This is a genomic window from Staphylococcus sp. SUC_1.2 (genome assembly GCF_026222585.1).
In genome coordinates this window covers 1-14,607 of sequence record NZ_JANJPM010000020.1, presented here as the reverse complement: position 1 = coordinate 14,607, position 14,607 = coordinate 1, and the positions used below count along the sequence as shown (strand labels likewise).

The following is a 14,607-nucleotide window of genomic DNA, read 5'->3' as shown; positions in this document are numbered from 1 at the left end:
TTAATCCTCTTTTTTAATTCAACATTTTTTTATAGTAATATTCATATTGATCGACGATAAGTTCAGAACTAAATCGTTGTTTAATATCTTTAAGCATATTACTTTGTAATTTTTGATAAAGTTGCTCATCTGTTAATAATTTTAGTGCATAATGACTTGCTTGTTCACTATCTCCTACATCTACAATATAACCTGTTTCACCATGTTTGATGACTTCTTTGATACCACCAGCATTTGAACCTATAGGTACGACTCCTGTAGTCATTGCCTCTAATAGTGTAAGGCCAAAACTTTCTTTTTCACTTAACAGCAAAACTAAATCAGCCATTTGATAGAATTTACTAACTTGATCTTGTTTACCTAAAAATAATACATCATCTTCGATATGTAATGACCTTGCTATTTTACGCATATCTAAAAGTTCTGGACCATCACCTAATAAGATCAACTTGCTTGGTATATGTTTATGAACTTTAGCGAAAGTTTCTAAAATAGTGTCAATACGTTTGACTTTTCTAAAGTTTGATACATGTATAAGAACTTTTTCCTCAGGCTTTATATCGTAAAGCGCTTTATATTGATTTTCATGTTGTGTAGGAAATTCTTTTTCTCGAACAAAATTATAAATAGGAATAATCTCTTTATCTGTTTCAATAATTGACTGTGTTTGTTTAGCTAATGAATGACTGACACTAGTCACGAGGTCACTTTGTTCAATGCCAAATTTAATAGCGCCTTTAAGTGAATGATCATAGCCTAACACTGTGATATCAGTACCATGTAATGTTGTCATAATTTTTATATCTTTTCCAGACATTTGACGTGCTAAAATACCACATACAGCGTGTGGTACAGCATAATGCATATGCAAGATATCTAAATCATATTCTTTAATAACTTCAGATATTTTTGTGCTCAATGTAATATCATATGGTGGATATTGAAATACTGCATATTGATTTACTTCGACTTGATGGATAGTAATGTTAGGCAAAGGCTTACGAATTCTAAAAGGAATATTTGACGTAATAAAGTGAACTTCATGTCCCCTTTCTGCCATTTTTATACCTAATTCAGTTGCTATGATACCTGAGCCACCCATTGACGGATAACATGTAATACCTATTTTCATAAAATAACCCCCTTTCTATCCATTATTTACGTTCAAATCGATTTTTATCTCTAGTATTAAATTTATCCATTGTATCATTAAAACTTTCTGTCATATCAATACCAAGTGAATTAGCAATGCAAAGTAAAACAAATAAATTATCTCCTAATTCAGCTTTAACAGAGTTTTCTTCTTCCGTTGGTTTCTTTTGCTTTTCACCGTAATAATGATTGATTTCTCTTGCAAGTTCGCCCACTTCTTCTGTTAGACGGGCTAAATTAGCTAATGGAGAAAAATAACCCGCTTTAAATTGACTAATATAGTCATCTACTTCTTTTTGCATTTGATTTAAAGATTTCATCATCATTCTCCTTTTTTCCGTTTCTTTCTAAGTATATCTCAAATTAGTTGTTAATGCATTTTATCAATTCTATTCTATGAGATATAAAAAAAGAGCGAAACAGAATTCATTTTTGAATTCATATTTCGCTCGATATAACTCCTTGAAAATCTTAAATGTTGTTACACAAGATTTAAGATTAAGTTAGTTTATAAAGGTAGTTTAGTTATCACTTGCACGTGCCAGTAAAATAATTCTAACAAGTTCGGCTACAGCTGTAGCTGTTGCTGCTACATAAGTCATAGCTGCTGCTGATAATACCTTTCTCGCATGTTTATATTCTTTTTCATTCACAATATTAAGTGCAGTAATTTGTTTCATCGCTCTTGAGCTTGCATCAAATTCAACTGGTAATGTCACGATTGAGAATAAAACTGCTAATGACATTAACCCAGCACCAATCCATAATGCAGTTGAGCCAAAAGCACTACCTAATGCTGTTAAAAAGATACCAGCCATAATAATGATATAGCTTAATGAACTACCAATATTTGCTAAAGGTACTAAAGCAGTTCTAAAACGTAAAAACGCATAACCTTGTTGGTGTTGAATAGCGTGTCCAACTTCGTGTGCCGCAATAGCTGTACCAGCTACTGAAGGACGATCAAAGTTTGCAGGAGATAAACAAACTACTTTCTTATTTGGATCATAATGGTCTGTTAAAAAGCCTTCGCCCTTAACTACATCTACATCGTAAATTCCATTAGCATGAAGAATTTCTTCTGCTACTTCACGACCCGTCTTACCACTTGTTGATCTTACCTGTGAATATTTTTCATAATTTGATTTTACTTTGTGTTGAGCCCACATTGGAATGAGCATAATAATGACGATATATATAATATAAGACACTATAGACAATCAATTTCACTCTCCTTTAATCATATTCTACTGACTATCGAATTTTTTATCAAATAATTTAACCTTTATTAATTTATTAAAACTATAATAAAGGATAAGTGACATAATACTTAGCCATAGCGCGATAAAAGCAACTAAATGAACGTGTTGCTGTATAAAATCATAATAAGGATATTTCTTTAATATATAATCTACATAATCATTGTTAAATATCCATATCATAGAAATAAACAAACTGAGTATAGAAATTTTGAATCGTGGATAAAAATAGATACTTTCAAGTACCATAATTCCATGACTAATAATTAAAAGTACATTCATAATAGTTATATCGTTATTATTAACCATCATTATCAAATTCATAATGACAGCCCATAAACCATATTTAAATAATGTTACAAATGCTAGTCCTTCAATAATACTATTTTGTTTATTTAAAATAATTAAACAAATTGATATACATAACAATAGCGATGCAATAGGACTATCTGGTACAAAAATTAGATAATGCCATTGTGTCTTAAGTAATTGATCACCATACCATATAAAACCATAAATGGTGCCTAAAACATTACATATAAGCAATATTACGAGTATGGAACGTTGATATAATGATGATTCCCATAGTTGTCTTAAAGTAGGCATAAGTTATAATTCCTTTAATTTTGATCTATGAGTGATGAGTTAATACACTCAAAATTTGTGATAATTGATAAAAACGTTGTTGATCTTTCATTTGTAAACTTACATCGATATGATGTTCTAATTGTTCGATTAGTGAATACTTTTTATTTAGATCAAGACTTAAGTGATATATATTATTAAGATATGCAAGATATTGATCAGAATATATTAATTGTTGAATTATAAGCTCATTTAATCGCCCATCTTGCTTATCGTTGTATTCAAAGTGAATGAATATATCAATACAAATATCTTTAGAAGCTATATAATTGAATATTTCATTTGTATTAATTAATGTTTGATCGTCTTTTGTTAATTTAATCGCAGAGAAATTGGAGTGTTTTAGGCCAATTTCAAGGGTTATATGACTTTTAATTTTCTTATTTACAAAATGACTACAATTTAATTTTGGCGGTGAGGCTTTTAAATAATTTAATAGCCACACACTAATTCTGGACTTAAAATGATAATGAAACAAAGCATATTCAATATAGCTTTGTTTCATTTTAACTAATGTGTCATTCAATTTTAACACCCACTCTAGTCATTCAATCTGCTCAATTCTTCATTCCAAGTTTCATTAGTTGGATCGATAATTAATAATTCGTTAAGTAATACTTTAGCTTTATCTTTTTGGCCAATTTCAATTAAATAGAAATAATAATCGCTTAAGAATAGACTCTGAGATTTTAATGTTGGATAAGCCAATTCATAGAAATGTTGGGCTTCAGTATCTCTTTCTTCTTCCCCATATGCATGTGCTAAATGCCACATAAAGACAGGGTCAAGATCTTCTTCATCTACATAAGATAGAAGTGAAATGATGGCTTCATAGTCTTCTTCTTGACGGAATAAATCACTTAAGATAAGTAAAGGTTCATGGTAACCATTATCTACTTCAAGTGCTTTTTTAAGAAGTTCTACCCCCTCATTCGCATCTCCATGTTCAATTTCTAAACTACCGGTAGAAACCATGAGTTCTTTATAAAATTGATTAAGACGTAACCCTTCTTTACCTGTTTCAATCGCATCTGGATAATTTTTTTCATTTTCATATAAAGATTGTAAATAAAAGTAACCTTGAATAAAGTCTGGGTCTTTAGAAAGAAGTGTAGTCATAATTTTTATAGCTTCTTGAGTTAGATCATTTTTTTCATATGCGATGGCTTTTTTGAAAAAGTCATCAGAGATCATTTCATCTTCACTAATCTCATCAAATAACTGTATAGCATCACTATAATTTCCACTTTGTAACGCACAATCAGCCATTCTTGAAAATAAATTAATTCCATTTATTTCATATTCGCCTGTATCTAAAACAACTTCATATTCTCGTGTAGCACGAAGGTATTGTCCATCAAAATAAAGTAATTCTGCTAAAGCAAAATGAATAATTGGGTCATTAGGTTCTAATTCACGCGCTTCAGTTAACTTATCAATAGCAACTTCAGTCATATTGATTTGTTGATATAAGTCGGCTTCTAACATTAACTTTTCAGGTGATAATTCAACTTGATTTAAATATTCTAATGCTTCGTCTGTTTGATTTTCAGACATAAGGCCTTCGATAAAATAAATTAATAGTTCACTTTCATCTGGATACTTATGATATAACGTTCTAAACACTTCAAGACCTTGAGGTGTTAATCCAAAGTTATATAATGTTTCTCCTAAAATAAATAAAGCATCATCATTATTGGATGTTAATGCTTCATTTACACGTGTATCTAAATGATCTAATTTTTGAAGATTGATATCGTCTATTAATTTATAGATATCTTCCATAATATTTTATCCCTCATTTTCTAAAAGCTTTAATTTCGGCAAGAAACCAGGGAATGATACATTTACTGCATCAAACTGACGTATCGTTAATGGCGAATCACTTAAAATAGATGCGACTGCAAGCATCATGCCAATTCTGTGGTCAGTTAAGCTATCTACTATAGCATTTCTAGTTAATTCAGAGGGATGAATAATTAATCCATCCTCTGTAGCTTGTAATTTAAAACCTAGTAAATTAAGCATATCTGCAGTTGTATCAATACGATTAGTTTCTTTTACCTTTAATTCCTCTGCGTCCTTAATCATACTTGTACCAGAAGCTTGAGTGCATAACAAAGCAATAATTGGCAATTCATCAATTGCTTTAGGAATTAAATCTCCTTCAATTGTGATTGGTTTCAAGTTGTTCGTATACTGAACTCTAATCGACGCAGTTGGTTCTGAAGACTCTGTAACATTAAATAATTCAATGTTACCATTCATTTGTTCAACGATATCTATAATACCTGAACGTGTAGGATTGATGCCAACATTATGAATTGTAATATCACTTCCTGGAGAAATCAAAGCAGCTACAATAAAGAAAGCAGCTGAAGAAATATCTCCTGGTACTACAAAGTTTTTAGGTTGAATATTGCTTATAGCATAAGGAGATGTTGTAATCACTTTTTGATTTACTTGTATTGGAATTTGATAATGTTTAAACATCGTTTCAGTATGATTTCTACTTATGTCTAATTCTGTAATTTGTGATGCTTCTTTTGAAAATAGACTTGCAAACAAAATTGCACTTTTAACTTGAGCACTTGCGACTTCCATTTGATAATTGATACCATTAATGGCTGAAGGCTTAATAATAAGTGGTGTATAGTTATTTTCAATACCATTAATATTTGCATTCATTAATTTTAAAGGTTTTAAAATACGATCCATAGGTCGTTTTCCTATCGATGTATCTCCAGATAAGACACACTCTATGCCCAATCCACTTAAAAGACCAGCAAGTAAGCGCGTTGTTGTACCAGAATTTCCAGTATATAACGTTTGATGTGGTATATTGAAATGTTGATATCCTGGAGAATTAACAATAAGACGATGTTCTTCAATTTCAATCTCAACACCTAAGAGTTTAAAAATTTCAATTGTACGTAAACAATCTTCACCTAGAAGCGGTTGTTCAATAATTGATTTACCTTTAGCGAGTGACGATAGCATAATTGCTCTATGCGTCATAGATTTATCTCCAGGTACTTCTATCTCACCCTTTAATGGACCATGAATATCTATTGTTTGACTTGTTGTCACAGTATTTCACCTACTCTACTAATAATTGTAGTTGTTTAAATGATTGCTTCAATATATTTTTTTCTACATGATATACATTAGGTTTACCTAATTTCTCGAGTAGAACCATTTGAATACCTTCACCATTATTTTTTTTATCTGATAACATATATTGATACATTTCTTCAAAATCAATCTGCTGGATTAAATCCAGCGGATAATTTAATTGATTCATATAATTAATATAATGTTGAATATCAAATTGTGTGCCAAGAAGATGATTTGCCACAATAAACTGATAAATCATCCCAATCATAATGGCATGACCATGAGGTATTTTATACTTATATTCTACTGCATGTCCAAAGGTATGGCCTAAATTTAAATATTTTCTAACATTACTTTCTTTTTCATCTTTTATAATAATGTTTAGTTTTGTTTTTATACCCTTAAAAATAAATTGATCTATATCTTTAAGTGATTCAAGTGTTTTCCTATCTGAAAAGTGTTTTTCAATATCTTCTGTAGCAACTGTGCCAGTCAATAAAGCATGCTTATACACCTCAGCGTATCCACTTAAAATTTCATGATAAGGTAAAGTTTTTAAGAAATCTAAATCATATATGACTGCTTTAGGTCTATAAAATGCGCCTATAAGATTTTTACCATGGGAAGAATTTATTCCAACTTTACCTCCTACACTTGAGTCATGCGCTAATATCGTTGTAGGTACTTGTATAAAATCAACACCTCTTAATAATGTAGAAGCTAAGAATCCTGTGAAATCTCCTGTGGCCCCACCACCTATAGCCACTAAACATGTATTACGAGTAAGGTTCATTCCTAGTAGTTGTTCCATGATTGATTGATAATGATTAAACGTTTTCATTTTTTCACCGGCAGGAACGATAACTTTTTGAATGTTTGAATTGTGACATAATATTTCAAATTTATCTCTAAAATTAAAATCAACAAATTCATCTATAATTAAGAATACTTTATCGTAATCTTGAATATAATCGGATAAATATTTAAATGCATGATGTTCTACAATAATTGGATAATTATCACTGTGATATGTGGTTTGTAATTGCATGATATACCTCATTTCTAAAGGTTAATTAAAGATGTTTAAAATTCTATATTTAACTTTCTACGTTCTTCAATTTGTTCTTTAAGTTGATCGATATGATTAGATTGGAACTCTTCTAAAAGAGCTTTAGCAACTTCAAATGCAACGACATGTTCGCAAACAACGCTTGCTGCTGGAACTGCACAACTATCTGAACGTTCTATAGTTGCTTTAAAATCTTCTTTAGTATTAATATCTACTGAATTTAAAGGTTTATATAAAGTTGGAATAGGTTTCATAACACCATTTACAATGATAGGCATACCATTAGTCATTCCACCTTCAAAGCCACCTAAATGATTAGATCCTCTATAATAACCTCTTTCAGAATGATATAAAATTTCATCTTGAATTTCGCTTCCAGGTTTTTCAGCAGCTTTAAACCCTTCGCCAAAGCTGACACCTTTGAAGGCATTAATACTTACAACACCTTGTGCAATGCGTCCATCGAGTTTACGATCATAATGCACGTAGCTACCTACTGCAACTGGCATATTTTCAACCATAACTTGAACTACGCCACCTATAGAGTCGCCTTCCTTTTTAGCTTCATCGATTTTATCTCTCATTTTTTGAGCAATCGATTCATCAATCACACGTACATCATTTTTATCGATATTTTGTTTAAATGTTTCTGTATCGTATAACCCTACATCTTTAATTCCACCAATTTCTACAACACGACTATACATATGAATGTCTAGTTGAGAAAGTAAAATTTTGGACACTGCTCCTACAGCTACACGTGCAGCTGTTTCTCTTGCAGAAGAACGTTCAAGTACATTTCTCAAATCACGATGATTATATTTCATTCCGCCAATTAAGTCTGCATGACCAGGTCTTGGCTTTGTAATTGTACGTTTCATATTTTCACGTGCCTCGTCACTAATTGGTTCAATACCCATAATATTTCTCCAATGAGTAAAATCATCATTTTTAACTACAATTGTAATTGGACTACCTAAAGTAAAGCCATTTCTTACACCAGAAACAATTTCTACCGCATCTTTTTCAATTTGCATTCGACGTCCTCTACCGTATCCACCTTGACGCTTAAACATTTCTTTATTTATTTCCTCAGCTCTCATTTCTAAGTTAGCTGGAACACCTTCAATAATCACGGTTAGTTGTGGACCATGTGATTCTCCTGAAGTTAAATATCTCATGATTAATAGCTCCTTTCCTTTACCACTTTAAATAGTATTATGTATTATTTGTTATCATATCATATTCAATGAAATTACATAACTAGTGTAGAATAATTGGTGTTTGAAAATTCAAATAATTTTATATAAAAAAGTACCTAAGACAACTGTTGTCTTAGGTACTTTCTAACATGTCGGCAGTCAATGGTTGAATTGAAAATAAATTCCAATTTATTCTAATTTTTAAAAATTATTCTTCATAAAGCCAATTTTCTCTATTAGCTTCGTAGCTATATATTTCATCATCATTAAACCATAAATTGATTTCTCTTTCAGCAGATTCTACAGAGTCTGATCCGTGAATAATATTTCTCCCTACTGTTAAACCATAATCGCCTCTTATAGTACCGGGATCGGCTTCAGTGGGATTTGTTTTTCCGATAATATGTCTAGATACCGCAACTGCGTCTTCTCCTTCAACAACCATGGCAAACACAGGTCCAGAAGTTAAAAAAGAAACAAGTTTATGAAAAAACGGCTTCTCTGTATGTTCAGCATAATGTATGTTAACAGTATCTTTAGTTGGAATTATAAATTTACCGCCAACTATTTTTAAACCTTTTCTTTCAATTCTAGAAATAATTTCTCCTATTAAATTACGTTGTACTGCATCTGGCTTAATCATTAAAAAAGTGCGTTCCATTATACAAATCCCCCTAATTAAAAAATTGATTTAATATGTATAAATACATTTAATAGCAAACAACCTACTACTACTAAATACTAACAGGTTATTAAAGCGCTTTCAACTTTTTTCTATTCTTATGTATTTCTAGAACGCATTCTTTTAATAAGCTTTCTAAATAAATTTTGAGAATTTGGTTCCTCTAATTGATCAATTAAGTCGAGTGCTTTATTTAAATAATGATCGCTCACTTCTTGAGATTGTGTGATACTATTTGAATTCTTGATTTGATCAATAAGTGGGTCAAATTGATGTTTATTTGTCAGGTGTGATAACTCAACAATTTGTTTTTTGAAAACCGGGTCTTTTTTCATCTCTAATAAAACTGGTAATGTAATATGACCATTCATTAGGTCACTACCCACAGGTTTACCTAATTTTTTCTCAGTACTTGTAAAATCTAAAATATCATCTACAATTTGAAAACTCATTCCAATATAATGACCAATCATTTTTAATTTTCGAATCGTCTCATTATCAGCTTGTGATGTTATTGCACCAACTTCTGTTGAAAGTTGAATAAGCAACGCCGTTTTTCTATTAATACGTCTCAAATAGTTCGTAATATTTTGATGACTATTAAATTGGTCTTGGAATTGGAAGAGCTCGCCTCTACAAACATCAACAATTGCGTTAGAAATAATAGTATGAACACGATGATCTTCAATTTTAGAAAGTTGTTTTAAACCTAAAGCTAGTAAGAAATTGCCAGTTAGGATAGCAGTAGTGACATCCCATTTTTTTTCAATAGTCAATTTACCACGACGTTTGTCACTTTTATCAATCACATCATCGTGCACAAGTGTTGCCATATGAATTAATTCTAAAGCTACTGCAACATGATACGTATCTTCAGTAATTTTCTTTGGTCCAAACTGACTACTAAGAAGAACAAATGCTGGACGCACTCGTTTGCCACCCGAAGATAATAAATGAAATGCTGCTTCTTGTAATACAGAATCATTACTTTTAATAGCATTTTTTAAACGCTTTTCAACATTTTTAATTTCACTATTCATATTTAACTTTGCCACATTAATCACCTTTTATTTAGTAGAACTTTCTATTTATAGCCAAGGTGCATTGCAGCAACGCCACCTGTAAAGCTACGAACTTTTACATGACTGAAACCAGCCTGCTCAAATAAACGCTTTAATTTAGTTTTATCTGGAAAATTGAATGTAGATTGTTGTAACCATTCATATTCTTCCCTAGATTTAGCAAACAATTTCCCGAAAATAGGCATCACAAATTTAAAGTAAAGTTTATAAACTTGTTTAAATACGGGTAATGTTGGTTGACTTGTTTCTAAACATACAATCATACCGCCTGGTTTCAATACGCGATTTAATTCTTTTAATGTTGCTAAATAATCAGGCACATTTCTTAAACCGAAGCCAATGGTTACATAATCGAATGTTTTATCCTCAAATGGTAAATTCATAGCATCGCCGTGCACTAAGTGAATATTAGGCATTGATTTAGTTTTTTCTTTACCAACTTCAAGCATATTTTCACTGAAATCTAAACCTGTAACTTCTCCATTAGGTCCTACTGCTCTACTTAAAGCAATAGTCCAATCTGCTGTACCACAACATACATCAAGTGCTTTACTTCCAGGTAACACATTCATATCTTTCATTACATGTTTACGCCATATTTTATGTTGTTCGAAGCTTATTATATTGTTCAATCGATCATATTTTTTAGAAATATTTTGAAAAACCGTATGAACTTGTTCTTTTTTTGCATTATTTTCAGTCATTAATTATTACCTCTACTTTTCTCTTTATCGCTTTGCTTTATATGTTTAATAAATTGGTTTATTTCATCTTCATCATATTCACTTAAATAAGAGGGATAATATTGATGTACCCCACTAAATAATTTTTCAAATATTTCATATTGAGAGATCTCAATATCTGTAAAATGAGAAATAGTTATAAAAGGGAAAAGTGTTTCTATATCTAACACAGCCTTATATATATCATGACGCTCGAGTGAATGATGATGCAATGAAGTTTTAAGCTCATTAGATTTTATAATCGCTTCACTCATTAGCTTTTGATATGACACATCACCAATTTCAGATATTAAAGTATAAAAATGAGCACTTAATAAGTCACCAATTAGAATTGATTTCTTAGATAATTTATTTTTAGAAATATCATCTAGATGCTTCATTGAAGTATCAATAGTGAGGCAGGCAAGTTTAGCATTTTCTGGAATATTAAAATGATCTAAAACATCACTTAATCCTTTATTAATGTGAATTGCTTCATATTCATTAATTCCTTTAAGCCTTTGAGTAATTTGTCTATTTAATTTGCTTAATGTTCTTTCCATGTTCACACCTCACGTTAGTATCAATATACATATTAACATTATATTCATAAAAATAAAATATAGTGCTTATGACGAAAATAACTTCACAGACGCTTCACAGTGAATTGTACAATTATAAATAAAACATATGTATTTAGAATTAAACAATATATAAAATAAAAAGCCCTTATAGGGCTTTTTTAAGTAAATTATTTTACAGCATCTTTTAATGCTTTACCAGCTTTGAATGCTGGAACTTTACTTGCAGGAATTTCGATTTCTTTACCTGTTTGAGGGTTACGTCCTTTACGTGCAGCACGTTCACGTACCTCGAAGTTTCCGAAACCAATTAATTGAACTTTTTCACCTTTAGAAAGTGAGTTTTGAATTGATTCGAAAACAGCGTCTACTGCTGAACCAGCTTCTTTTTTAGTTAAATCAGCTTGTTCTGCAACCGCATTGATTAAGTCAGTTTTATTCATTATGAGTTCACCTCCAGATGAATGATAATGATAAATTTATATCATTATGGTATGACTTTAACACAATAATTCCCTTTACCGCAACGATTTATATACTTAAAACGTTGAATTATCAGTATTTCGTGAATAATTTTATAAAATATTTGCGTTAAATAGCAAAATTACACTTTATTCAGCTTTTTTATCTCGTCCCATTAAATCCTTCACACTATCTTTCACTGGTTTATCTTCAAATAATACTTTGTATAAAGCATTGGTTATTGGCATATCAATATTTTGAGCTTTTGCTAAATGATATACTGAATTTGTTGTATAAATTCCTTCAACAACCATATTCATTTCGTTAAGTGCTTCTTCAGTCGTTTTACCTTTTCCTAATTTATATCCTAAAGTATAATTTCTTGAATGAGTAGACGTACACGTTACAATTAAATCACCAATGCCACCAAGACCTAGAAAAGTCATAGGATCAGCCCCTAGCTTTTCACCTAGTCGACTAATCTCAGCTAAACCTCTTGTCATTAAAGCAGCTTTAGCATTATCACCATAACCCATTCCAGCAACAATACCACTTGCTACAGCAATAATATTTTTAAGTGCACCACCTAGTTCTACACCTATCAAATCATTATTAGTATATACTCGTAAGTAATCATTCATGAATAAATCTTGAATAAGTTTACTTATGTGTTCATCTTTTGACGAAGCTGCAACAGTTGTAGGTTGCTTAATTACAACTTCTTCAGCATGACTTGGTCCAGATAGTACCCCTACACCATTTTTATGGTTCTTAGATACTGAATCTTCAATCATTTCTGATACACGTTTAAATGTTTCATTTTCAATACCTTTTGCAACGTGAATAAATGTTTTTTTAGTTTTAATATGTTGATTAATTTCAGTCACAACGTCTCTAATTGCTTTTGTAGGTAAAGCAATTAAAAATATATCTGAAAAATTAACTGCTTGTTCTAATTGATTTGTTGCTTTAATTGTTTCAATTAATGTTACGTCTTTCAGGTACCGTTTATTTTGATGAGATTGATTAATTTCATCTACAGTATTTTCATTTTTTCCCCACATTAAAACTGAATGGCCATTCTCTGCTAAAACATTTGCTAATGCAGTACCAAAACTTCCTGTACCAAAAACTGTAATCTTAGTCATCTTAATCTCTCCTCTTAGTTTCTTCTTCTAGGGATGATATGAATAGGCGTTCCTTCAAAACCAAATGCATCTCTAATTTGATTTTCAAGATAGCGTTTATAAGAAAAATGCATTAACTCAACATCATTTACAAAAACCACAAATGTTGGTGGTTCAATAGCCACTTGAGTGGTATAGAAGACATTTAAACGTCTACCTTTATCTGTAGGTGTAGGATTCATTGAAATTGCATCCGTCACCACCTCGTTAAGTGTTGAGCTTTGAACACGTTTTTTGTGATTTTCACTTGCTTCTCTTATATAAGGGAAAAGTGTTTTTAATCGTAGTCGCTCTTTTGCCGATACGAAAGCGATAGGTGCATAATCTAAAAATTGAAATTGATTACGTACATCATCAGCAAATTTTTTCATGGTATTAGTATCTTTTTCTACAGCATCCCATTTATTTACAACAATCACCATTGCTTTTCCTTCTTCATGAGCATATCCAGCAACGCGCTTATCTTGTTCAATAATTCCTTCTTCGGCATCAATAACTAATAACACCACATTTGAACGCTCAATTGCTTTTAAAGCTCTTAATACAGAGTATTTCTCAGTTGACTCATATACTTTACCTTTTTTTCTCATACCTGCTGTATCTATTAACACGTAATCTTGTCCATCATAGCTATACTCAGTATCTACAGCATCTCGAGTTGTACCTGCTACATTTGATACAATAACACGTTCTTCACCTAAAATGGCATTTACTAAACTAGATTTACCCACATTTGGACGGCCAATAATAGATAAACGAATAGTGTCATCATCATATGGATCACTATCTTCTTCTTTAAAATGTTTAACGACTTCATCTAATAAATCACCTAGACCTAAACCATGTGAACCAGAAATTGGATAAGGATCGCCAAAACCTAAAGAGTAAAAATCAAAAATATCACTTCTCATTTCAGGATTATCTACTTTATTTACTGCTAAAACAACAGGTTTTTTTGATTTATAAAGTAATTGAGCCACCATTTCATCACTTTGAGTGAGACCTTCCCTCACATTTACCATAAAGATAATAACGTCTGCTTCATCAATAGCGATTTCTGCTTGAGCTCTTATTTGTGTTTGGAAAGGTGCATCTCCGATTTCGATGCCTCCAGTATCAATGATATTAAATTCATGTGTTAACCATTCGCCTGAAGAATAAATACGATCACGCGTAACACCTGGAGTATCTTCAACAATTGATACACGTTCACCTACTACTCTATTAAAAATTGTAGACTTCCCCACATTAGGTCTACCTACAATTGCTACAATAGGTTTAGTCATAAGCTAACTTCCTCTCTTTCTAAAATCTCTATAATTTTATCATACGCAATGATGATTTAAAAACAAGTATATATTGTTATACGATAGATAGTGAGTAAAGATAAATAAAAAAAGAGCAAGAAAGAATTCTATTTGAATATCTTTTCTTGCTCTCATCATTA

16 protein-coding genes are annotated in these 14,607 nt (G+C 31.1%); all 16 read right to left on the bottom strand.

Annotated features, from left to right (window positions below; genetic code table 11):
* Positions 1-13: 13 nt before the first annotated feature.
* Positions 14-1,132, bottom strand: coding sequence for an N-acetyl-alpha-D-glucosaminyl L-malate synthase BshA (bshA, locus tag NR218_RS08000; protein WP_019835240.1), 1,119 nt, complete (start codon positions 1,130-1,132; stop codon positions 14-16).
* Between the two features lie 22 nt (positions 1,133-1,154).
* Positions 1,155-1,472, bottom strand: coding sequence for a nucleotide pyrophosphohydrolase (locus tag NR218_RS07995; RefSeq protein WP_002449913.1), 318 nt, complete (start codon positions 1,470-1,472; stop codon positions 1,155-1,157).
* A 201-nt stretch (positions 1,473-1,673) separates the two neighbouring features.
* On the bottom strand, positions 1,674-2,372 hold the full coding sequence (locus NR218_RS07990; protein ID WP_002449792.1) for a zinc metallopeptidase: 699 nt from the start codon (positions 2,370-2,372) through the stop codon (positions 1,674-1,676).
* Positions 2,373-2,399: 27 nt separating this feature from the next.
* A complete protein-coding gene (locus tag NR218_RS07985; RefSeq protein ID WP_207025519.1) occupies positions 2,400-3,017 on the bottom strand; it encodes a DUF1405 domain-containing protein in 618 nt (205 codons plus the stop codon).
* 25 nt (positions 3,018-3,042) lie between these two features.
* The gene (locus NR218_RS07980) at positions 3,043-3,582 is read right to left on the bottom strand and encodes a YpiB family protein (protein WP_002449704.1); all 540 of its coding nucleotides are present in this window, start codon (positions 3,580-3,582) and stop codon (positions 3,043-3,045) included.
* A gap of 14 nt (positions 3,583-3,596) precedes the next feature.
* Positions 3,597-4,841, bottom strand: a complete 1,245-nt coding sequence (locus tag NR218_RS07975; protein ID WP_019835239.1) for a tetratricopeptide repeat protein — start codon at positions 4,839-4,841, stop codon at positions 3,597-3,599.
* 6 nt (positions 4,842-4,847) lie between these two features.
* Positions 4,848-6,146, bottom strand: coding sequence for a 3-phosphoshikimate 1-carboxyvinyltransferase (gene aroA, locus NR218_RS07970; protein ID WP_002449768.1), 1,299 nt, complete (start codon positions 6,144-6,146; stop codon positions 4,848-4,850).
* A gap of 10 nt (positions 6,147-6,156) precedes the next feature.
* Entirely contained in the window at positions 6,157-7,221 is a 1,065-nt protein-coding gene (gene aroB, locus NR218_RS07965; protein ID WP_019835238.1) for a 3-dehydroquinate synthase, read from the bottom strand.
* 35 nt (positions 7,222-7,256) lie between these two features.
* Positions 7,257-8,423, bottom strand: a complete 1,167-nt coding sequence (gene aroC / locus NR218_RS07960; RefSeq protein WP_002449816.1) for a chorismate synthase — start codon at positions 8,421-8,423, stop codon at positions 7,257-7,259.
* A 229-nt stretch (positions 8,424-8,652) separates the two neighbouring features.
* Complete coding sequence (ndk, locus tag NR218_RS07955; RefSeq protein WP_019835237.1) at positions 8,653-9,105, bottom strand: nucleoside-diphosphate kinase; 453 nt, start codon at positions 9,103-9,105, stop codon at positions 8,653-8,655.
* Positions 9,106-9,224: 119 nt separating this feature from the next.
* Entirely contained in the window at positions 9,225-10,181 is a 957-nt protein-coding gene (locus NR218_RS07950) for a polyprenyl synthetase family protein (RefSeq protein ID WP_019835236.1), read from the bottom strand.
* A gap of 29 nt (positions 10,182-10,210) precedes the next feature.
* Positions 10,211-10,912: a demethylmenaquinone methyltransferase gene (locus tag NR218_RS07945; RefSeq protein ID WP_002449836.1), complete on the bottom strand. Its 702-nt coding sequence runs from the start codon at positions 10,910-10,912 to the stop codon at positions 10,211-10,213.
* Positions 10,912-11,493 carry a hypothetical protein gene (locus tag NR218_RS07940; protein WP_002449710.1) on the bottom strand — a complete coding sequence of 194 codons (582 nt, stop codon included), beginning with the start codon at positions 11,491-11,493 and terminating at the stop codon, positions 10,912-10,914. The genes NR218_RS07945 and NR218_RS07940 overlap by 1 nt, the downstream gene beginning before the upstream one ends.
* 188 nt (positions 11,494-11,681) lie before the next feature.
* Complete coding sequence (locus tag NR218_RS07935; protein WP_002449794.1) at positions 11,682-11,954, bottom strand: HU family DNA-binding protein; 273 nt, start codon at positions 11,952-11,954, stop codon at positions 11,682-11,684.
* Positions 11,955-12,122: 168 nt separating this feature from the next.
* Positions 12,123-13,121: an NAD(P)H-dependent glycerol-3-phosphate dehydrogenase gene (locus NR218_RS07930; protein WP_019835235.1), complete on the bottom strand. Its 999-nt coding sequence runs from the start codon at positions 13,119-13,121 to the stop codon at positions 12,123-12,125.
* A 14-nt stretch (positions 13,122-13,135) separates the two neighbouring features.
* A complete protein-coding gene (gene der / locus NR218_RS07925; RefSeq protein ID WP_019835234.1) occupies positions 13,136-14,446 on the bottom strand; it encodes a ribosome biogenesis GTPase Der in 1,311 nt (436 codons plus the stop codon).
* Positions 14,447-14,607 lie beyond the last annotated feature (161 nt).